The sequence below is a fragment of the Bradyrhizobium sp. UFLA06-24 genome (assembly GCF_054967145.1).
This window is the reverse complement of record NZ_JADFUE010000001.1, coordinates 419,390-440,895: the sequence shown is the minus strand read 5'-3', so window position 1 is coordinate 440,895 and position 21,506 is coordinate 419,390. Positions and strand designations below refer to the sequence as shown.

Here is a 21,506-nt window from a genome sequence, read left to right as displayed (position 1 = left end):
TGGATCAATCGTCCGAGTTGGCCAGCCCCAGCAATTCCTGGCGCGTCAGCGCATTGTCGCGGAACACGCCGAGCATGCGGCTGGTGACGAGATCGGTCCCCGGCTTGTGCGCGCCGCGCGTCGTCATGCAGTGATGCGTCGCCTTGATGATGACGCCGACGCCTTCCGGCTTGAGCACATCGTTGATCGTGTTGGCGATCTGCGCGGTCATCTTCTCCTGGATCTGAAGGCGCTTGGCGTAGACGTCGACGACACGGGCGAGCTTTGAGATACCAACCACGCGTCCTTGCGGGATATAGGCGACCCAGGCGCGTCCGACGATTGGCGCCATGTGGTGCTCGCAATGGCTTTCGAAGCGAACGCCGCGCAGGACGATCATCTCGTCGTAGCCTTCGATCTCCTCGAAGGTCTTTTGCAGGATTTCGGTCGGATCCTGCGCATAACCGGAGAAATATTCTTCGAAAGCACGCGCGACGCGATCCGGCGTGTCCCGCAAGCCGTCGCGCGCGGGATCGTCGCCGGCCCAGCGGATCATCGTGCGGATCGCCTGCTCGACCTCTGCCCTGTCAGGCCGCTCGCTCGGCGCCTGCGCGACCGCGACACGTTCCAGCCTGCGCGCTTGTGATTTCATCGAAAACCTCCCCTGCAACGGGCCGCACACGGAAGCGGCCCCACAGCTTGGACGGCGGCGACTGGAAAAGGTTCCCGGGATCAGGAAAAATCGGAGACTGGCCTCAGATCCTCATCGTGAGGCGCTGGATTCAGCCGCTTTCCGCACGTCGAGCACCGCCTGCGCCCATTCTGCCGGGCGCTCCTGCGGCAGATTGTGACCGGCGCCGGTGAACACGCGTCGCTCGAACAAGCCCTCGAACTTGCGCGCGTGATGGGCGGTGCCGGGATTGACGCCGTCGCTGTCGCCATCGATCGCGATCGTGGGAACGCGGACCGGAGGCTGTTGGGCCAGCTTGGCTTCGATCTCGGCATAGGCCGGATCGCCTTCGACCAGCGCGTAGCGGTGACGATAGGAATGGATCACGACATCGACGAAATCGGGATTGTCGAAGGACGCCGCACTTCTTTCGAACGTGGCATCGTCGAACTGCCATGCCGGCGACCACATCGCCCAGAGCTGACGGGCAAAACCGCGGCGGTTGCGCTCCAGCGCACGGCGGCCGCGCTCGTTGTGGAAGAGATACTGATACCAGAGCGCCGCCTCCTCCTGCGGCGACGCCGGCTCCATAGCGCGCGCAATGTTCTGGATATTGTAGGAATTGCCGGAGACGAGTCCGGTCACGCGGTCGGGATGAAGCACCGAGACCACGCAGGCCGCGCGGCCGCCCCAATCGTAGCCGCCGACGACGGCGCGCGCGATGCCGAGTGCGTCCATGAAGGCGAGGAGATCGGCGCCGAGCGCGGCCTGCTCGCCGGAGCGCAGCGTCGCCGGGGAGCGAAAACGCGTCGGCCCGTAGCCGCGCAGCCACGGCACCAGCACCCGCGCACCACCTTGCGCGATGAGAGGCGCGGCCTCGGCATAGGCGTTCACGTCGTAGGGAAAGCCGTGGCCCATGATGCAGGGCCAGCCGTCCGGCTCGCCGTATTCGCGATAGGCGATGTCGAGGACGTCGGTGCTGATGGTTTTTTGTTGCATGATTTTGCTGACGGAGTTGGAGGCCGCAGCCCGGATGGAGCGCAGCGCAATCCGGGCACGCAGCCATCCGCGAATCCCGGATTTCGCTGCGCTCCATCCGGGCTACTATAGGAGCGTTACTTCTGCGGTCCCGACAACGAGATGTCGCGCTCCGCACGGAAAACGTTGCTGTAGAGGTTGGCTATCCATTGCCGGCCGATCTCGGTCTTGTTGAGATAACCGATCTCGGTCTGGATGTGCGGTGCGACGCTGTTCCAATAGAATTGCGGATAGCGGTTGACGATGTCGGCGGGCGAATCGTAGCCGAGCTGGCGGTTGATGCCGACCTCCTCGAACTCGTAATAGAGCGCATTGGCCTTGCGCAGATAGTTGGGATCGCCGAGCTGGCCGATGAAGTCGGCGGCGCGCAGGATCGAGGCGTCCTCGTCATAATCCTGGCCTTCCCGGGCAGGAAAGCGTGTTCCCTCGATGGCGCGGGCAATGCGTTCCGGATCGAGCCCAGGAATATGCTGCAGCCGCCGCGTCACATAGAGTTTCGAGCGGTCGACGTGATACATCATCAGGCTCGCATCCGACGCGCCGCGCGGCAGCGAGATCTTGCTGTCGGCCGCATCGATCACGAAGCCGTCGGCGTCATCCTCCTCGAACAGGCCGCGAACATAGCCGATATCGTGGGCAAGGCACGCGATCAGGACGTGGACGTAGTCCCCGGCCGACAGATGCGTATGAAGGCTTCGGCCAGCGAGAATGGAATGACCGGCCAGCGTCACAAGCATCGTATGTTCGATGTTGTGGTAGAGCGCATCGCTGTTGCCGATACATTCCATTGCGGTGCGGGTCGCGCTCTCGACGATGCTTGCGGACGTTTCGTCGTACCGGCGGCGCATGAACGTTCCCAGCAACTTCTCCAGGGATTCTGCCGCTAGTCTCGGTAACGTGATCATGGATGCTGTCCCACGCCAACTCCCGACGTCTCAAACTTGCCCTCGACGCAGGCTCAGCATAGCGCAATCTGGGGCGGCTGGCCAAACTCGGGAACAAAAATACGTAAATATGTTGCCGTGCCGCCTCCGCAGCACCACGGCTGTGGCCACATTTCGATACACTCTCAGGTTGGGATACAATCCGGCCAATGGCCGACCGCAGGGGGATCGACGGGAGGCGTGAGCCGAACGTCCGTCGCTGTCAGACCAGGACCTCTGCACCGCATTGCGGACAGGCGCGTCAATTCCCTCGCGGATGCGATCGCGAATGACTCGCAACGACCTCCACCGTCACTCCACCAGCAGCACGTCCACGGCGACGCCGAGCTTCTGCTTCGGCGAGCCGACGATAATGCCGTCGATCGGCGAGACATCGGAGAAGTCGCGGCCGACCGCCAGCACGATGTGGTCGTTGGCGACCAGAAGGTCATTGGTCGGATCGAAATCGATCCAGCCGAGCTCCGCCCCGCACCACAGCGACACCCAGGCATGGGTTGCGTCCGCGCCCTGCAAGCGCGGCTGGCCCGGCGGCGGGATGGTGCGCAAGTAACCGCTGACATAGGCCGCCGGCAGGCCGAGCCCGCGCAGCCCTGCGATCATCACATGCGCAAAATCCTGACAGACGCCGTGCCGCTTGTCGAACACCTCGTTCAACGGCGTCGAGATCACCGTGGCCTTGGCGTCGTAGCGAAATTCGGTGCGGATGCGATGCATGAGATCGACCGCACCGGCGAGGATACCCGTATCAGGCGCAAAGCTCGAAGCCGCATAGGCACTGACGGGGCGCAGCACCGGCACCAGCGGGCTCGCGAAGACATAGCCGACCGGCGAAGAGGGCCCGAGGCTGGTTGCTTCGAACGCGACGTCGCGGATGCTCTCCCAGGACGGGCTGACGGCATCGCGCGCCGGCGGCTTCCGATCGACGGAGACGCGCGACCGGGAATCGATGCGCAAATTGCGATGCGCGGCGTCGATCACGACGCTCTCGGTCAGCGTGCCGAAGAAGTCGCGTCGGACGTGGCGCTCGGACGGACGCGGTCGGATCTCGACCTTGTGCGAGATCAGCTCCTGGCCATTGCCGTTCCTCGGCTCGAGCCGCAGCGTGCAACGGGCGAAGCTGACCGGGCTCTCATATTCGTAGGTCGTGACGTGCCTGATGTCGTAGATCACGCCAGCCCCGTCAGCTTTTCCGGTCGGCTCGCGTTGGGGCCGTGCGGGAAGTAGTGCAGCCCGATCGCTTCGGCGAGGCTCAGCAGATCCTGCTCCAGCGCAAACAGCGTCTTGACCTCGAGCTTCTCGGCTTCGGCGGTCGCCAGCATTGCCTGCACGGCCACGGCGAGCCGCTGCGGCTTTTCGATCAGCCCGTGCTCCTTCAGGCTCGGCAACGCCGCGATGTGCTCGTTCAAGGTCGCCACCTGGAATGCGACCGAGCGCGGATTGTAGGGATCGAGCACCGCGAGGTCCCGCACCGGCGCCAGGATCGGCGCCAGCAGATAGCGCGAGCGATAGGTGATCTGCGAATCCACCAGCGTCAGCAGGATATCGAGATCCTCGTCGCCGGCCTCGTCATAGGCAAATTGACGAGCAAAACGCGTGGTGTTGATGGCGCGCTCGGCGCGGCGACCGATATCGAGGAAGCGCCAGCCGGCGGCGCGGTTCATGTTCTCCTGCGCAAGGCCGGCAAAGCTCGCGAGCTCCTGCAGGGTCAGCTCGGCGGCGCTCAGCACGCTGTCGTCGTCCTCGACCTGGTAAGACAGGCGCTCGGCCATCTCGGTGATGACCTGCCAGGCGTCCGGCGAGAGCCGCTCGCGCAACGACGTCGCCGTGCGCAAGGCCGAGCGCACCAGCGACAGCGCCGAGCCGAAGCGCGCCTCGCTCTGCAGCGCTTCGGCAACGATGCGCGCCGGCGTCGCGCGCGAGGTTTGCGAGATCGCGCCCCAGGTCACCAGCAGGCGCTGGATCCGTTCGGCCGCCTGCAGCGAGGCCGCGGTACCCTTGTTGGGTCCGCTCGGCGAGCCCAGCGCGCGCACCAGCCGCAGCGTCGCTTCGGCGCGTTCGAGATAGCGGCCGAGCCAGAACAGATTGTCGGCGGCGCGGCTCGGCAGCACGCCGGCGATGCGGCGGATCCGCACCTTGTCGGTCGCCGGCAGCAGCGACGCGGTGGGAACCTTCTTGTCGGAGACCACCCAAACGTCGGCCGCGCGGGCGCCGTCGCCCATCGACACGGCGCGCGCGTCCGGCTGCTCCGCGATCCGGCAAAAACCGCCCGGCATGATGGCCCAGCCGTCCGGCGTCGCGGCCGCGAACACGCGCAGCACGAAGGGACGCGGCTTGAGCTGGCCGTGCTCCCACACCGGCATGGTTGAAAGCCGCACCACCTCCTGGCCGACATAATCCATGCCGCGCGCGCTGATGGCCTCGACCAGGCGCTGACGCCCGGCCGCATCGAGCTCGCTCGCCAGCACGGGGCCGCGGCTCTCGAAGCCTGGCACGCCGCGCTGATAGGCGCCTTCGATCGCGACCTCGCCGAGCCGCGACAACACCTCGTCGCGCGCGGAGCGCTGGCCGCACCACCAGGTCGCGATATGCGGCATCTTCAGCTCTTCGCCGAGCAGGCGGCGGCTGAGCGCCGGCAGGAAGCCGAGCAGCGCCCTCGCCTCCAAGACGCCCGAGCCCGGCATGTTGGCGACGACGACACCGTCCTTGCGCAGCACGTCGATCAGCCCGGGCACGCCGAGATGCGAGGAGGCATCGAGCTCGAGCGGATCGAGCGAATTGGAATCGACGCGGCGCAGCAGCACGTCGAGCCGCTTCAGCCCGGCCACGGTGCGGATGTGGATCCGGTTGTCACTGACGGCGAGATCGTCGCCCTCGACCAGGAGGAAGCCGAGATAGCGCGCCAGCGTCGCGTGCTCGAAATAGGTCTCGCTGAAACTGCCGGGCGTGAGCACGCCGATGCGCGGCTCGTCGCGATCGGCGCGGGCACGAAGCGAGTCGCGGAACGCTTCGAAGAACGGCGCGACACGCGGCACGTTCATCGACTTGTAGAGATCGTAGAAGGCGCGCGAGAGCACGAGGCGATTCTCCAGCGCGTAGCCCGCGCCTGATGGCGCTTGGGTGCGGTCGCCGAGCACCCACCAGCGGCCGTCGGGCCCGCGGCCGACATCGGCGGCATAAAGCGAGAGATAGCGCCCGCCCGGCGGCGGCACGCCGCACACGGGCCGAAGATATTCCGGGCTGCCGGCGATCGCGCCGGCCGGCAGCGCGCCCTCCGCGACCAGCCGCCCCTCGCCATAGATATCGCGCAGCACGAGCTCCAAGAGCTCGGCGCGCTGGGTGATGCCGGCGCAAAGCTGCGTCCAGTCGGACTCGTCGATCAGGAGCGGCAGGTGGCTGAGCGACCAGGGCCGGTCGGCGCTGTCGCCCGGCGCGCGGTAGGTGACGCCGGCCTCGCGGAGGTGGCGGTCGGCCATGCCGAAGCGGCGCTCGACCTCGTCGGGCGCGAGCGCGCCGAAGGCATCGAAGAAGCGGCTCCAGACCGCGCGCGGAGCGCCGTCGGGCCCGAGGAACTCGTCGGGGATACCAGGCAGGCGGCGATAGTCGCGGACCCATTGCGCGAGCCGGCGCTGGCCTTCACGCTGGCCTTGCGCCTGCCCTGCCTTGTTCTCTTCGGCCGCGCCCTCGCCCATGCGCCTCTCCCTGCCCCACCATCATACTCATTGCAGGAGCGGGGTCCGCAAGTCGAGGGTCAGCGGAAATTCACTTGTGCGTTCCTCGGGCGGCGGCTGCATCGGCCCCGGCGTATGGCCGTGGTCCTGGAAGCGCGCCAACCGCCGCGCCTCGGCCTCGTAGGTGTTGACCGGCTTGGTGTCGTAGTTGCGGCCGCCGGGATGGGCGACATGGTAGACGCAGCCGCCGAGCGAGCGGCCATTCCAGGTGTCGATCAGGTCGAAGGTCAGCGGCGCGTGGACCGGGATGGTCGGGTGCAGGCCGGACGCCGGCTGCCAGGCCTTGAAACGGACGCCGGCCACGGCCTCGCCGGAGCGCCCGGTCGAGGTCATAGGCAGGCGGCGGCCGTTGCAGCTGATGACGTGGCGGCCCTCGACAAATCCGTCCGCCTTGACCTGGAGCCGCTCGACCGAGCTATCGACATAGCGCACTGTGCCGCCGGCCGAGCCTTCTTCGCCGAGCACATGCCAGGGCTCCAGCGCCTGCCGCAATTCCAGCGTCACGCCGGCATGATGGACGCGGCCAAAGGCTGGGAAGCGAAATTCGAGCTGGGCCAGATACCATTCCGGCTCGAACGGATAGCCGGAGTTCTTCAGCTCCGAGAGCACGTCCTGGAAATCTTCCCAGATGAAATGCGGCAGCATGAAGCGGTCATGCAGCGCGGTGCCCCAGCGCACGAACTTGCCCTGTTGCGGCTCACGCCAGAATCTTGCGATCAGCGCCCGGATCAGGAGCTGCTGGGCCAGCGACATGCGGGGATCCGGCGGCATTTCGAGCGCACGGAATTCGACGAGGCCGAGGCGCCCGGTCGGACCGTCAGGCGAATAGAGCTTGTCGATGCAGATCTCGGCGCGATGGGTGTTGCCGGTGATGTCGACGAGCAAATGCCGGAACAGCCGGTCCACCAGCCACAGCGGGGTCTGGTAGCCCGGCGGCGGCACATGCGAGAGCGCAATCTCGAGCTCGTAGATGCTGTCGTGACGCGCTTCGTCGATCCGCGGCGCCTGGCTGGTCGGGCCGATGAAGAGGCCGGAGAAGAAATAGGACAGCGAGGGATGCCGCTGCCAGTACAGCACCAGGCTCTTGAGCAGATCGGGCCGGCGCAGGAACGGCGAATCCTGCGGGCTCGAGCCGCCGATCACGACGTGGTTGCCGCCGCCGGTGCCGGTGTGGCGGCCGTCGACCAGAAACCGGTTGGCGCCGAGGCGCACCTTGCCGGCATCCTCATAAAGACCAGTGGTGATGTCGACCGCATCGCGCCAGCTCGTCGCCGGCTGGATGTTGATCTCGAGGACGCCGGGATCCGGCGTCACCTTGATGACCTCGATGCGGGGATCGAACGGCGGCGCATAGCCCTCGACATGAACCTGGAGCTGCATCTCCTCGGCGGTGGCCTCGACCGCCGCGACCAACTCGAGATAATCCTCGATGCGCTCGACCGGCGGCATGAAGGCGCAGATCACCCCATCGCGGACCTCGATCGACAGCGCAGTACGGACGGGGACGGTCGTGTTGAGCTTCTCCGGCGCGACGCGCGACGGTGCTTTCGGCCGCTCCGGAAGAGTGAACACCGGCAGCTTGCCGCGCGCCTCCATGGGATCCTGCTCGACGATGTAGGGATATTGATTGGGCGGCACATAGCCGAGCGAGCCGATCGGCAGGCGCAGGCCGAGCGGTGAATCGCCCGGCGACAGGAACAGATGACCGCGGCGAAGCTGCCAGCGCTCGCTGCGCCAGCGCGGCGGCGCGTTCCAGCGCTGCACCGGTAGTACGTAGCCGCGTGGCTTGCGGAGACCTTGATCGAACACCCGCGCCATGCGCGCGCGATCCTCCGGATTGGACAATTTGGAGTCGGACGGATCGACATTGAGAGGAAGCTCGGCCTCCTTCAGCAGCCAGTACGCGGTGTCCTCATAGGCCGGAATGATGTAGCCGGGATCGAGACCGAGGCGGGCCGCCGTGCCCTCCATGAAGTCTTCGGCGTCCTCGGTCATGGCGCGCTTGGGATTTTCGATCTTGGCGATGAGATCCGCGTTCTTCCAGATCGGCACGCCGTCCTTGCGCCAATAGAGGCCGAAGGCCCAGCGCGGCAGGCTCTCGCCCGGATACCATTTGCCCTGGCCGTAATGCAAAAGGCCGCCCGGCGCGAAGCGCGTGCGCAGACGGCGGATCAGATCGTCGCCAAGCGCGCGCTTGGTCGGACCGACAGCTTCCGTATTCCACTCCGGCGCTTCGAGATCATCCACGGAGACGAAGGTCGGCTCGCCGCCCATGGTGAGGCGGACGTCCTGTGCGGCAAGATCGCCGTCGACCTGCTCGCCCAGATCGTTGAGCCGCGCCCAGGAATCATCAGAGAACGGCTTTGTGATGCGCGGCGCCTCGCGGATGCGCTTGACACTCATGTCGAAAGCGAACTCGACTTCGGCAAAGCCGGCGCCGCCGGAGATCGGCGCGGCCGAGCGATAATGCGGCGTGGCGGCAACGGGGATGTGCCCCTCGCCCGCCAGCATGCCCGATGTCGCGTCGAACCCGATCCAGCCGGCGCCCGGCAGATAGACTTCGGCCCAGGCGTGCAGATCGGTGAAATCGTTCTCGACTTCAGGCGGTCCTTCGATCGGATCGATATCGGGACGGATCTGGATCAGATAGCCGGACACGAAACGCGCGGCGAGTCCGAGATGACGGAAGGTCTGGATCAACAGCCAGGCGGAATCGCGGCACGAGCCGGCGCAGAAGGTCAGCGTCTCCTCCGGCGTCTGCACGCCGGGCTCCATGCGGATGATGTAGCTGATCTTCTTCTGCAGCTCGCGATTGAGCTCGACCAGGAAGTTGACGGTGTTCGGCGCCTCCCGCGGGATCGAGGCCAGATATTTTGCGAAGGCGGCGTCGGGCTTGATGGTCTCGAGATAGGGCGCCAGCTCGGTCTTGAGATCCCCGGGATATTCGAACGGAAAACTGTCGGAATAGGGTTCGACGAAGAAGTCGAACGGGTTGACCGTGGTCATTTGTGCCGTGAAGTCGACTTCGAATTTCAGCTCGGTGGTCTTCTCCGGGAAGACGTAGCGGGCGAGCCAATTGCCTTGCGGGTCCTGCTGCCAGTTCACGAAGTGGTTTGATGGCGTGACCTTGAGCGAGTAACTCAGGATCGGCGTCCGCGTGTGCGGCGCCGGCCGCAGGCGGATGGTCTGCGGTCCGAGATCGATCGGGCGGTCGTATTTGTAGTGCGTGACGTGGTGTAATGCGACGTAGATCGACACGGGATGCGGTGCTCCAGCAGCTTTTTTGAGCAGAACACCTGACGTCAATGCGATCAAGCACTAACAACGGGCAGAGAGTGCCTATGCAAGGTGCTGAGTGGATGCTTTCTTCCTTCTCCCCCTGTGGGAGAAGGTGGCGCGAAGCGCCGGATGAGGGGTTCTCTCCACTCGCGAGTCCGCTCGTGAGGGTAGATATCCTGACCCGATTTCGCTTTTAGCGAAGCCGCCCTCTCGCACAAGGGGAGAGGGTTACAGCGTGCTCTTGAGCAAACCTCACGCCGCCGAGGTCAATCGCTGCAGGAACTGCGTCACCTCGCGGCGGAGCGTCTCGACCTCGTTGTGGACGCGCTCGGAGGCGCTGTTGACGCGGGCAGCGACGCGGCCGGTGTCGGCGGCGGCTTCGCTGATGCCGGTGACGTTGGAGGACATCTGCGACGTGCCGGCCGAGGCCTCGTGAACGTTGCGTGCGATCTCGCGCGTTGCGGAGCCCTGCTCTTCGATCGACGCTGCAATCGACGCGGTGATGCCGTCGATCTCGGCGATGGTCTGCGCGATCGCCTCGACGGCCGCGACCGAATTGGTGGTCGACTGCTGCATCTCGCCGACTTTGGCGCTGATCTCCTCGGTCGCCTTCGCGGTCTGATTGGCGAGGCTCTTGACCTCGGAGGCCACGACCGCGAAGCCGCGGCCCGCCTCGCCGGCGCGCGCTGCCTCGATGGTGGCGTTGAGCGCCAGAAGGTTGGTCTGCTCGGCGATCTCGCTGATCAGCTTGACGACGTCGCCGATGCGCAAGGCCGCATCCGCAAGCGTGCGGATCTCGCTGCCGGCGCGGTTGGCTTCGTTCACGGCGCGGCCGGTGCTCGCAGTCGAGCCCGACACCTGGCGGCCGATCTCGGCAATCGAGGATGCGAGCTGCTCCGCCGCGCTGGCGACCGTCGCGACGTTGCGCGAGGCGTGGTCGGAGGCGCTCAGCACACCCGAGGTCTGGCGGCTGGTCTTCTCGGCGGCGGCCGCCATCTGGCCGGCATCGGATTCGAGATCGGTCGCCGCGCCCATCAGCGCGCCGGCCACTTGATCAAGATGCGTGCCGAACTGTTTGGCGAGACCGGCGATCTCCACCACGCGACGGCCGAGGCTGTCGGTGCCGGAATTGATGACGACGGCCGAACGGCGGAACGAGCCGGGCAGACCGCGCGCGAGTATCTTGCGAAAATACTTGCCGCGGCTGGCATAGTCCATCGACGCCGAAGCTTCGCGGACGAAGGCATCGGCGATGTCGAGCATGTCGTTGACCGACTTCTGCAGCGTCCCGATTCGTCCGGCCTGGCGCTCGCTCAGGATGCGCGCTTCGAGATCGCCATGCGCCGCCTTGCGGCACACGTCGGCCGCCTCATCGAGAGCGGCGGCGGTGCGCTGCTGGCTCCAGAGCGCGTAGCCGAGCAGCACGACGATCGCGGCGAGCAATGCCGCTGCAGGGATTCCGCTGACGCCGACCAGCAAAAGGGCGAACGCAACGACGGCAAGGCCGCAGGCGAGCGTGGTCGCGCCTTGCGCCTTAGAGAGAGAGCACAAATTCATCGTAACCGACACCCTGTTGCTTCAAGAGTCCGACCATCGCGTCGAAGCTCGCATGCATGCCCTCCTTGGCATTGGCATGCCGCGCCTCTTCCTCGCACAGCGTCTTGTAGATCGGCTTGATGCGTTCGACCTGCGCCGGATCCGGCTTGCGACGGTTGGAGTGATAGCCGACGATATTGCCGCGTTCGTCGAAAGTCGGCGTGACGTGGGCGAACACCCAGTAATGGCTGCCGTCCTTGGCCAGATTGACGACGTAGGCGAAGATTTCCTGCTTGGCCTGAAGCGTGTCCCAGAGCAGCTTGAAGACGGCGCGCGGCATGTCGGGATGGCGGATCAGGCTGTGGGGGGCGCCCATCAGCTCTTTCCAGGAATACTTCGCCATCCGGATGAAGACGTCGTTGGCGTAAGTGATGCGGCCCTTGAGATCGGTCTTCGATACGATCAGTTCCTCCTCACCGAGGAGATTTTCCACCCCAGTGGGACGTATCGCTTGCATCGGCTCGATCCTTCCAGGCCGGCCCGCAACGGTGCGGAGCCGCATCAGACCCTGTCTACGGCAACAGTGTTAACCAGATGTAAGCCGGGGAACTTTTGGCGGAGACCCCTGCCTCCGTATCATTACCTAGCGAAAGATCGTTGCAATTCGGGTCATCACACGCGCCGCCGAGCCGGTGCGCAAACACCGGTTTTTCGGCTGGTTCGAGTGTATTTGCGTGCTCGGCGCACGCAACACGGCTACATCGTTGCGCCGAGCACCCAGGGCGCGAACTCGGCGCCGCCGAAATCAAAACTCTCGCTCTTGGTCGGCTGTCCGGAGGCCGTCTTCAGGATGAGGTCGAAGATGCGCTGGCCGCACTCCTGGACGCTCTCCTCGCCTTCGAGGATGGTGCCGCAATTGACGTCCATGTCCTCTTCCATGCGCTTGTACATCGGCGTGTTGGTGGCAAGCTTGATCGAGGGCGCCGGCTTGCAGCCGAACACGCTGCCTCGTCCCGTGGTGAAGCAGACGAGATTGGCGCCGCCGGCGACCTGCCCGGTGGCTGCAACGGGGTCGTAGCCGGGCGTGTCCATGAAGACAAAGCCCTTCTTGGTGACGGGCTCGGCATAGCGCAGCACCTCGACGAGGTTGGTGGTGCCGGCCTTCGCCATCGCGCCGAGCGACTTCTCCAGGATGGTTGTGAGGCCGCCGGCCTTGTTGCCGGGGCTCGGATTGGCGTTCATCTCGGCGCCTTCGCGCGTCGTGTATTCGTCCCACCAGCGCATCAGGTCAACCAGCTTCTCGCCGACCTCGCGGCTGACCGCACGGCGCGTCAAGAGATGCTCGGCACCGTAGGTCTCCGGCGTCTCCGACAGGATCACGGTGCCGCCGTGACGCACGATCAGATCGCTCGCCGCACCCAGCGCCGGATTGGCCGACACGCCGGAATAGCCGTCCGAGCCGCCGCATTGCAGCGCCACGGTGAGCTCGCTCGCCGGCACCGTTTCGCGCTTGACCGTGTTGGCGTCGGCCAGCGCCTCGCGCACGAAGGCGATGCCGGCCTCCACCGTCTTGCGGGTGCCGCCGACCTCCTGGATGTCCATCGCGCGCAGGCGGCCGGCGAGCTTCTGTTCTTCCATCAGGCCGCCGATCTGGTTCACCTCGCAGCCGAGGCCGAGCACGATGACATGCGAGAAATTGACGTGCCGCGCGTAGCCGCCGAGGGTGCGGCGGAGCAGCGCCAGCGGCTCGTTCTGCGTCATGCCGCAACCGGTCTTGTGGGTCAGCGCGACCACGCCGTCGACATTGGGGAAATCAGCCAGCGGATTGTCGCCGGTGAAAGGATTCTTCTTGAAGACATCGGCGACGAGGCTTGCGACGTGCGCGCTGCAATTCACCGAGGTGAGAATGCCGATGTAGTTGCGCGTGGCGACACGGCCATCGGGACGGCGAATGCCTTCGAAGGTCGCCGGCAGATCGAAATTCGGCGTCGGCTTGACGTCGACGCAATAGGCATAGTCCTTGGCGAAATCGCCCATGCCGCAATTCTGCACGTGCACGTGCTGGCCCGGCGCGATGGCCTGCGTCGCAAAGCCGATGATCTGGCCATAGCGGATGACAGGCTCGCCCACGGCGATCGGCTTGATCGCGACCTTATGGCCGGAGGGAATGCGCTCGACCGTGGTCACGCCGTCGGCGACGACGGTCCCCGGCGGCAGGCTCGCGCGCGCGATCAGCACGCCATCATCGGGATGCAGGCGGATGACGGGACTGATGGTCATGGTGGTCTCCTTGGATATAACTATTGTGCCCCGGACGCAGCGCAGCGTGAAACGGTGCGCTGCCGAGCCGGGGCCCATCTATCGTGCGTCTCGCAAGCCACTGGGTCTCGGCTCTGCGAAGCAGCGTTACGCGCTGCATTCGCATCCGGGACACGAGGCTCAGGCCTTGCCGCCCGAATCCTTGCGGGTCGCGTTGACCTGCATCTTGGCATAGGTCGTCATCAGGCCGACCTCGTTGGAGAGCGTCACGAGCTTGAAGCCCATGTTGATGGCGCGCGTAGCGCCTTCGGCGCCGCTGCAATGGATGCCCGGATTGAGGCCGCGCTTGCCGCACTCCTTGATGATCTTCTCGTAGATCGCGAGGATCTCGGGCTCGGAGCGGTCGAGCTTCGGCTCGAGCCCGTAGGAGAAGCCGAGGTCGGACGGACCGATATAGACACCGTCGATGCCTTCGACGTCCAGGATCGCCTCCATGTTCTCGACCGCGGTCTTGGTTTCCATCATCGGCAGCAGGATGGTGTCGGCATTCGCGGTCTTCTGATACGAGCCCGCGGTACCGTACATGCCGGCGCGGATGGGGCCGTTGGAGCGGACGCCCTGCGGCGGATATTTGGAATAGGAGACCAGGTTCCTGGCTTCCTGCGGCGTGTTGACCATCGGGCAGATCACGCCATAGGCACCGCCGTCGAGCACCTTGCCGATGATGCCGGGCTCGTTCCAGGGCACGCGGACCATCGGGGTGACCGGATGCTTGTCCATGGCCTGGAAGCACTGCACCATCGACAGATAGTCCTGCACGCCGTGCTGCATGTCGACCGTGACGCTGTCGAAGCCGCATTGCGCGATCATCTCAGCCGAGAAGCCGGACGGAATAGCGAGCCACGCGTTGACCACGGCCTTGCCCGATTTCCAGATTTCCTTGACCTTGTTCGCCACGTTGCCTTCCTTCCCTGTTGCTCTCACTCGCCGCGGATCGGATTGGGCCGCACTTTGAGCGAAAAAAAGCGTCAATGTCCATGGCTCTCACCGCGCACGCACGCATATCTGGGATCACTCCTCCGCGCGTGTATCATCCTCGCTTCCAAGCCCTTCGAGACTCAGTTCGAGCTCGCCGAGCATCTCCTGCAACTCGACAAGCTTACGCGCCCCGAAACGTCGCGTGATTTCGGCATAGATTGCCTCCGATGTCGGCGCCACCGCGGCCATCAGTTTCACCCCGTCTTTCGAGATCGAAACCATGCTGCGGCGCTGGTCCGTCTTCGCCGTCTTGCGCTCGATCAGGTTGCGCGCCTCCAGATCGCGCAGGATGCGCGACAGGCTCGGCCCGAGGAGAAAGGCCGTGCGCGCGAGTTCCGTAACCTCGGCGGCCTCGATGGCCGCAAGCGCGCGCAGGATGCGCCATTGCTGCTCGGTCAAGCCGTGCTGGCGCAGCGACGGGCGAAATTGCCGCATCACCGCCTCGCGTGCCCGCAGCAGCGACATCGGCAACGAGCGCGAAAAGTCGCGCATCGGCACCTGATGCGCGGCAGGCGCGTTTCCATTGATGGGATCAGCCGGTCTCTTCGCCATGTCGCCCCTTCAAAGTCGCTCTTCAGACCGCAAAGCGTGTGCAGCGCAACATGCCCGAATTGGACTTGATGTATTCACTTAACATGTTAAGTATCTCCAGGCACCACGTTACGTGTGATCACAGATGGCGCTTTCCAAAGACGATATCCAAGCCTGCGCGAGCCGTCTGCACCAGGCGGAGAAGACCCGCGTGCAGATCCGGCAGCTCTCGCAGGATTTTCCGGGCATCTCCATTGCCGATGCCTACGCGATTCAGAAGGCCTGGGTCGACGTCAAGATCGCCGAGGGGCGCGTCGTCAAGGGCCACAAGATCGGTCTGACCTCGAAGGCGATGCAGAGCGCTCTCAATATTGACGAGCCTGACTCCGGCGTGCTGCTCGACGACATGTTCTTTGCCGACGGCGGGATCATCCCCACCGAGCGCTTCATCGCGACCCGCGTCGAGGCCGAGCTCGCCTTCGTCATGAGCAAGCGGCTGTCGGGGCCCGACTGCACGATGTTCGATGTGCTCAACGCCACCGACTTCGTGGTACCGGCGCTGGAGGTCCTGGACACGCGGATCGAGCGCGTCGATATCAGGACCAAGGCGACGCGCAAGATCTTCGACACCATCGCCGACAACGCCGCGAATGCCGGTATCGTGCTCGGCGGCCGGCCGATCCGCCCGCTAGACGCCGACCTGCGCTGGATCGGTTCGCTCTGCTTCAAGAACGGCCAACTGGAGGAGACCGGACTTGCCGCGGGCGTGCTCAATCATCCGGCGACGGCGGTCGCCTGGCTCGCCAACAAGATCGCGCCGCTGGGCCTTGCGCTCGAACCTGGGCAGGTTGTGCTCGCCGGCTCCTTCATCCGTCCGATCGAGACCCGCAAGGGCGACACAATTCAAGCCGATTACGGCGCCTACGGCTCGGTGAGCTGCTACTTCGCGTAACGCGACAAGAAGAGACAGGGAGCGAAACCGCAAATGCCGCATTTCACGATCGAATATTCGGCCAATCTCGACGGCCGTCTCGACATCGCCGCGGTGTGCGAGGTGGTGCGCAAGGCGGCGGTGGAGACCGGAATCTTCCCGCTCGGCGGCATTCGCGTCCGCGCCGTCAGGTGCGAGCATTATGCGATCGCGGACGCGCGGCAAGACTACGGATTCCTCGACATGGTGCTGCGCATCGGCGAGGGCCGCGACCTTTCAACCCGCCAGAAGGCCGGCGAGCACGTGTTTCAGGCGCTTTCAAAGCACCTCGATCCCGTCTTCGCCGCCAGCAAGTTCGCTTTATCGTTCGACATGCAGATCAACGACAAGGACACCAGCTGGAAGCGCAACAACATCCACGACGCACTGAAAGCGGAGGCAGCCCATGGATAAGTCCACGCCGAAAGCCGATGTGTTCCACGCCAATCGCGAGCGCGTTGCGCCGCTGCTGAAGACGCTGCGCGCGAGCGGCATCGGTCACATGATCGACGGCAAGATCGTCCCGTCGATCTCAGGTGAAATCTTCGAGACGAAATCTCCTGTCGATGGCGCTGTGCTCGCGAGCGTTGCCCGCGGCAATGCCGAGGACATCGACGCCGCGGCCACGGCCGCCGCCCTCGCCTTCAAATCCTGGCGCGACATGGGGCCGGCGATGCGGCGCAAGCTGCTGCATCGCGTTGCGGACGCGATCGAGGACAATGCCGACGAGATCGCCGTGCTCGAATGCGTCGACACCGGCCAGGCCTATCGCTTCATGGCCAAGGCTGCGATCCGCGCCGCCGAGAACTTCCGCTTCTTCGCCGACAAATGCGCCGAGGCCAGGGACGGTCTCAACACGCCGAGCGACGAGCACTGGAACATCTCGACCCGCGTGCCGATCGGCCCCGTTGGCGTCATCACGCCGTGGAACACGCCGTTCATGCTCTCGACCTGGAAGATCGCTCCTGCGCTGGCCGCCGGCTGCACCGTCGTGCACAAGCCGGCGGAATGGTCGCCGGTGACGGCGTCCATCCTGGCGAAGCTCGTCAAGGAGGCCGGTGTGCCCGACGGCGTGCTCAACACCGTGCACGGGTTCGGCGAAGAGGCCGGCAAGGCGCTGACCGAGCATCCCGCCATCAAGGCGATCGGCTTCGTCGGCGAGAGCGCGACGGGCTCGGCCATCATGGTCCAGGGCGCACCGACCTTGAAGCGCGTTCATTTCGAGCTCGGCGGCAAGAACCCCGTGATCGTGTTCGACGATGCCGATCTCGACCGCGCGCTCGATGCCGTCGTGTTCATGATCTACTCGCTCAACGGCGAGCGCTGCACCTCGTCGAGCCGCCTATTGGTCCAGCAGAACATCGCGGAGAAATTCGTGGAGAAGCTGACCGCGCGGGTGAAGGCGCTGAAGGTCGGCCATCCCCTCGATCCCGCCACCGAGATCGGCCCGCTGATCCACGAGCGGCACCTCGCAAAGGTCTGCTCCTATTTCGAGGTCGCGCGCCAGGACGGCGCCACGATCGCGGTCGGCGGCAAGGCCTATGACGGTCCGGGCGGCGGACATTATGTCGAACCGACCCTGGTGACCGGCGCGCATGGCAAGATGCGCGTGGCGCAGGAAGAGGTGTTCGGCCCGTTTCTCACCGTGCTGCCCTTCAAGGATGAAACAGACGCGATCGAGATCGCCAATGACATCCGCTATGGCCTCACCGGCTATGTCTGGACCAACGATGTCGGCCGCGCGCTGCGTGTCGCCGATGCGCTGGAAGCCGGCATGATCTGGCTGAACTCCGAGAACGTCCGCCATCTGCCGACCCCGTTCGGCGGCATGAAGGCCTCCGGCATCGGCCGCGACGGCGGCGATTACTCGTTCGACTTCTACATGGAAACCAAGCACGTCTCGCTGGCGCGGGGCACGCACAAGATTCAGAAACTGGGAATTTGACGCTCGTCCTTCCCTGGGGAAACGCCAATGCCCGTACCGCAACACGTCTTCGAACCGCCGTTCAACATCATCCGCTCCAGCCACGTCGTGCTCGACGTGACCGATCTGAAGCTGAGCCGCGACTTCTACGAGAGCACGGTCGGCCTGCATGTCGAGGACGCCGACGACAAGGTGGTGTACCTGCGCGCAGCCGAGGAGCATCAGCATCACTCGCTGGTGCTGCGCAAGGCGGCCGTGCCGGCCTGCGCCCGACTGGGCTTCAAGGTCGGCAATGACGGCGATCTCGACAAGGCCGCAAAGTTTCTCTCCGAAAACGGCCTCGCCCACGCGTTTGCGGATCAACCGTTCCAGGGCCGCACGCTGCAATTCACCGATCCCTTCGGCTTCCAGATCGAGCTCTATGCGTCGATGGAGCGGCGGCCGCATCTCCTGCGCCGCTATGACCTCTACCGCGGATGTCATCCGCAGCGGCTCGACCATTTCAATGTCTTCGCCGCCGAAGTACAGGACACCGTCGAGTTCTATGCGCGGCTCGGCTTCCGCCTCACCGAATACGCCGAAGAGGACGGACCGAACGGTCGCATCGCCGCCGCCTGGATGCATCGCAAGGGCAATGTCCACGATTTTGCGATCACCAACGGCAAGGGCCCTCGCCTGCACCATTTCGCCTACTGGACGCCGACGGCGATGAACATCATCCATCTCTGCGACGTCATGGCGTCCCAAGGTTTTGTGAAGAACATCGAGCGCGGCCCGGGGCGGCACGGCATCTCGAACGCGTTCTTCCTGTATGTCCGCGATCCCGATGGGCACCGCCTCGAGCTCTATACCAGCGATTATTTCACCGGAGATCACGACCACGAGCCGCTGCGCTGGTCGCTGCGCGATCCGCGCCGCCAGACCCTGTGGGGCGCGCCGGCACCGCGCTCCTGGTTCGAACAGGGCTCGCCCTTCACGGGCCAGCCCGTACGCGAGCCGAAATTCGTCGCCGACGTGCTGGTGGCGGATTGAGCCATGAAGCTCCCCCGCCTCGCCACATATTCCGTCAAGGGTGATGCCCGCTATGGCGCCGTCCTGGAGGGCGGCATCGTCGATCTCTCGCCGCGCTATGCCAAAGACTATCCGACGCTGCGCGAGGTGATCGCCGCCGGAAGGCTCGTGCGCCTTGCCGAAGAGTCGGCCAGCCTCACGCCGGATCGCGCGCTCGGCGATATCACCTGGCTGCCGCCGGTGCCGGCGCCGGAGAAGATCATCTGCATCGGCGTCAACTATCCCGATCGGAACGCCGAGTACAAGGATGGCCAGGAGGCGCCGAAATATCCGAGCATGTTCATGCGCTCGCCGCGCTCCTTCGTCGGCCACGACACGCCGCTGGTGCGCCCACGCGCGTCCGCGCAGCTCGACTACGAAGGCGAGATCGTGCTGGTGATCGGCAAGCAAGGCCGGCACATCCCTGAAAGCAGCGCACTCGATCACATCGCCGCCCTCACCCTGTGCAACGAAGGCTCGGTGCGCGACTGGCTACGCCACGCCAAGTTCAACGTCACCCAAGGCAAGAACTTCGATTCCAGCGGCAGCCTCGGTCCGTGGCTCGTGCCCTACACAAGGGAAGCGCAGATCGCCGACATCAGGCTGACCACGCATGTCAACGGCGAGCTCAGGCAGGACGATCGTACCAGCCGGCTGATGTTTCCGTTCCGCTACCTCATCAGCTATATCTCCACCTTCGCAACGCTCGTTCCCGGCGACATCATCGTCACGGGCACGCCGACCGGTGCAGGTGCGCGGTTCGATCCGCCGCGCTATTTGAAGCCGGGTGACGTGATCGAGGTCGCGGCTGAAGGCATCGGCACCTTGCGCAACGGCGTCATCGACGAAGCCTGAGACATCGATTGAAGTGGAATGATGCAATGACCACCCTCACCGGCGGCGAAGCGATCGTAAGCGGGCTCGTCGCCCATGGCGTCGACACCGTGTTCGGCCTGCCCGGCGCGCAGGTCTACGGCCTGTTCGACGCCTTCCACCAGGCCCAGCTCAAGGTGATCGGCGCGCGGCACGAGCAGGCCTGCGGCTACATGGCTTTCGGCTATGCGCGCTCCAGCGGCAGGCCCGGCGTGTTCAGCGTGGTGCCCGGTCCCGGCGTGCTCAACGCCAGCGCGGCGCTGCTCACCGCGTTCGGCTGCAACGAGCCGGTGCTGTGCGTTACCGGCCAGGTGCCGACGCAGTTCCTCGGCAAAGGCCGCGGCCATCTCCACGAAATGCCGGACCAGCTCGCCACCTTGCGCACCTATGTGAAATGGGCCGACCGGATCGAATATCCCGGCAACGCGCCGACCGTCGTTGCGCGCGCCTTTCAGGAGATGATGTCAGGCCGGCGCGGACCCGCCTCGGTCGAAATGCCGTGGGACGTTTTCACCCAGCGCGGCGATACCGCCGCGGCACAGGTGCTGGAATCTCTGCCTGCACCGCCGCCCGATCCTGACATGATCAAGCAGGCGGCTGCGCTCATCAAAAGCAGCAAGGCGCCGATGATCTTCGTCGGCAGCGGCGCGATCGAGGCGGGCGAGGAGATCCTCGAGCTCGCCGAGATGATCGATGCGCCGGTGGTCGCCTTCCGCAGCGGCCGCGGCATCGTCTCCAATGCGCATGAGCTCGGCCTGACCATGGCCGCCGCCTATAAGTTATGGGCCAAGACCGACCTGATGATCGGGATCGGCACGCGGCTGGAACTGCCGACGATGTCGCGCTGGCCGTACCAGCCCGACGGCCTCAAGAGCATCCGCATCGACATCGATCCGGTCGAGATGCGGCGCTATCAGTCGACCACCGCGATCGTCGCGGACGCCAAGGCGGCGACCGCCGATCTCGTCGCAGCCGTGCGCAAGGCCGGCTACAGCAAGACCGCCGGACGCCGCGCCGCGATCCGTGAAGCGACCGCGACGGCGCAGCAGGAAATCCAGCGCATCCAGCCGCAGATGGCGTACCTGAACATCCTGCGCGAGGTGCTGCCGGCCAATGCGATCGTGACCGACGAGCTGTCGCAGTTCGGCTTCGCCTCCTGGTACGGCTTTCCGATCTACCAGCCGCGCACCTTCATCACCTCGGGCTACCAGGGCACGCTCGGCTCGGGCTTTCCGACGGCGCTCGGTGCCAAGGTCGCAAATCCCGACACGCCCGTGGTGGCGATCACCGGCGACGGCGGCTTCATGTTCGGCGTGCAGGAGCTTGCCACCGCCGTGCAGTTCAACATCGGTGTGGTGACGCTGGTGTTCAATAACAATGCCTATGGCAATGTCCGCCGCGACCAGCGCGAAAGGTTTGAAGGCCGCGTCGTGGCCTCCGATCTGGTCAATCCTGACTTCGTCAAGCTCGCGGAGTCCTTTGGCGTGGCTGCCGCGCGCGTCAACGCCCCGGATCAATTCAAGGCCGCGATGGAGAAGGCGCTGGCGCATGGCGGGCCATACTTGATCTCGGTGGAAGTGACCCGGGACTCGGAAGTGAGCCCCTGGGCGTTCATTCACCCGCCGAAGCCGTAGTCCGTCATTCCGGGGCGCGCGTAGCGCGAGCTATGATGCGCAATTGCGCATCT

The 21,506-nt window shown here is 65.2% G+C and carries 17 protein-coding genes; 6 read left to right on the top strand and 11 right to left on the bottom strand.

Annotation, left to right across the window (positions count from 1 at the left end; genetic code table 11):
* Window positions 1-4 precede the first annotated feature (4 nt).
* The 11 genes from folE to hpaR all read right to left on the bottom strand — a co-directional run bounded on the left by folE (window position 5) and on the right by hpaR (window position 15,023).
* The gene (folE, locus tag IF809_RS01950; RefSeq protein ID WP_128967397.1) at window positions 5-631 is read right to left on the bottom strand and encodes a GTP cyclohydrolase I FolE; all 627 of its coding nucleotides are present in this window, start codon (window positions 629-631) and stop codon (window positions 5-7) included.
* A 111-nt stretch (window positions 632-742) separates the two neighbouring features.
* A complete protein-coding gene (locus tag IF809_RS01945) occupies window positions 743-1,648 on the bottom strand; it encodes an alpha/beta fold hydrolase (RefSeq protein ID WP_128967398.1) in 906 nt (301 codons plus the stop codon).
* A gap of 116 nt (window positions 1,649-1,764) precedes the next feature.
* Window positions 1,765-2,592 carry a metal-dependent phosphohydrolase gene (locus tag IF809_RS01940; RefSeq protein ID WP_128967399.1) on the bottom strand — a complete coding sequence of 276 codons (828 nt, stop codon included), beginning with the start codon at window positions 2,590-2,592 and terminating at the stop codon, window positions 1,765-1,767.
* Window positions 2,593-2,922: 330 nt separating this feature from the next.
* On the bottom strand, window positions 2,923-3,801 hold the full coding sequence (locus IF809_RS01935) for a transglutaminase family protein (RefSeq protein ID WP_128967400.1): 879 nt from the start codon (window positions 3,799-3,801) through the stop codon (window positions 2,923-2,925).
* On the bottom strand, window positions 3,798-6,320 hold the full coding sequence (locus IF809_RS01930; RefSeq protein WP_462836680.1) for a circularly permuted type 2 ATP-grasp protein: 2,523 nt from the start codon (window positions 6,318-6,320) through the stop codon (window positions 3,798-3,800). The genes IF809_RS01935 and IF809_RS01930 overlap by 4 nt, the downstream gene beginning before the upstream one ends.
* A gap of 27 nt (window positions 6,321-6,347) precedes the next feature.
* Window positions 6,348-9,617, bottom strand: coding sequence for a transglutaminase family protein (locus IF809_RS01925; RefSeq protein WP_462836679.1), 3,270 nt, complete (start codon window positions 9,615-9,617; stop codon window positions 6,348-6,350).
* Between the two features lie 273 nt (window positions 9,618-9,890).
* Complete coding sequence (locus IF809_RS01920; RefSeq protein ID WP_462836678.1) at window positions 9,891-11,195, bottom strand: methyl-accepting chemotaxis protein; 1,305 nt, start codon at window positions 11,193-11,195, stop codon at window positions 9,891-9,893.
* Complete coding sequence (locus tag IF809_RS01915) at window positions 11,173-11,691, bottom strand: PAS domain-containing protein (protein ID WP_128967404.1); 519 nt, start codon at window positions 11,689-11,691, stop codon at window positions 11,173-11,175. Before IF809_RS01915 ends, IF809_RS01920 begins: the two co-directional genes overlap by 23 nt.
* 239 nt (window positions 11,692-11,930) lie before the next feature.
* Window positions 11,931-13,454 carry a UxaA family hydrolase gene (locus tag IF809_RS01910; RefSeq protein WP_453979750.1) on the bottom strand — a complete coding sequence of 508 codons (1,524 nt, stop codon included), beginning with the start codon at window positions 13,452-13,454 and terminating at the stop codon, window positions 11,931-11,933.
* A 159-nt stretch (window positions 13,455-13,613) separates the two neighbouring features.
* Window positions 13,614-14,390 carry an HpcH/HpaI aldolase family protein gene (locus IF809_RS01905; protein ID WP_128967406.1) on the bottom strand — a complete coding sequence of 259 codons (777 nt, stop codon included), beginning with the start codon at window positions 14,388-14,390 and terminating at the stop codon, window positions 13,614-13,616.
* 114 nt (window positions 14,391-14,504) lie between these two features.
* Entirely contained in the window at window positions 14,505-15,023 is a 519-nt protein-coding gene (hpaR, locus tag IF809_RS01900; RefSeq protein WP_462836677.1) for a homoprotocatechuate degradation operon regulator HpaR, read from the bottom strand.
* Window positions 15,024-15,147: 124 nt separating this feature from the next.
* Here hpaR and hpaH point away from each other — a divergent pair, with 124 nt between their 5' ends.
* From hpaH to IF809_RS01870, 6 genes are read left to right on the top strand one after another with little or no spacing between them, the layout of a single operon-like run.
* Window positions 15,148-15,954 carry a 2-oxo-hept-4-ene-1,7-dioate hydratase gene (gene hpaH / locus IF809_RS01895; RefSeq protein ID WP_462836676.1) on the top strand — a complete coding sequence of 269 codons (807 nt, stop codon included), beginning with the start codon at window positions 15,148-15,150 and terminating at the stop codon, window positions 15,952-15,954.
* A 33-nt stretch (window positions 15,955-15,987) separates the two neighbouring features.
* Entirely contained in the window at window positions 15,988-16,386 is a 399-nt protein-coding gene (locus tag IF809_RS01890) for a 5-carboxymethyl-2-hydroxymuconate Delta-isomerase (RefSeq protein ID WP_128967409.1), read from the top strand.
* Window positions 16,379-17,917 (top strand): 5-carboxymethyl-2-hydroxymuconate semialdehyde dehydrogenase, encoded by a 1,539-nt coding sequence (gene hpaE, locus IF809_RS01885; protein ID WP_462836675.1) that lies wholly within the window; start codon window positions 16,379-16,381, stop codon window positions 17,915-17,917. Before IF809_RS01890 ends, hpaE begins: the two co-directional genes overlap by 8 nt.
* Window positions 17,918-17,944: 27 nt before the next feature.
* Window positions 17,945-18,928: a 3,4-dihydroxyphenylacetate 2,3-dioxygenase gene (gene hpaD / locus IF809_RS01880; protein ID WP_128967411.1), complete on the top strand. Its 984-nt coding sequence runs from the start codon at window positions 17,945-17,947 to the stop codon at window positions 18,926-18,928.
* A gap of 3 nt (window positions 18,929-18,931) precedes the next feature.
* A complete protein-coding gene (locus IF809_RS01875; RefSeq protein WP_462836674.1) occupies window positions 18,932-19,801 on the top strand; it encodes a fumarylacetoacetate hydrolase family protein in 870 nt (289 codons plus the stop codon).
* Window positions 19,802-19,827: 26 nt separating this feature from the next.
* Window positions 19,828-21,453, top strand: a complete 1,626-nt coding sequence (locus IF809_RS01870) for a thiamine pyrophosphate-dependent enzyme (protein WP_453992046.1) — start codon at window positions 19,828-19,830, stop codon at window positions 21,451-21,453.
* Window positions 21,454-21,506 lie beyond the last annotated feature (53 nt).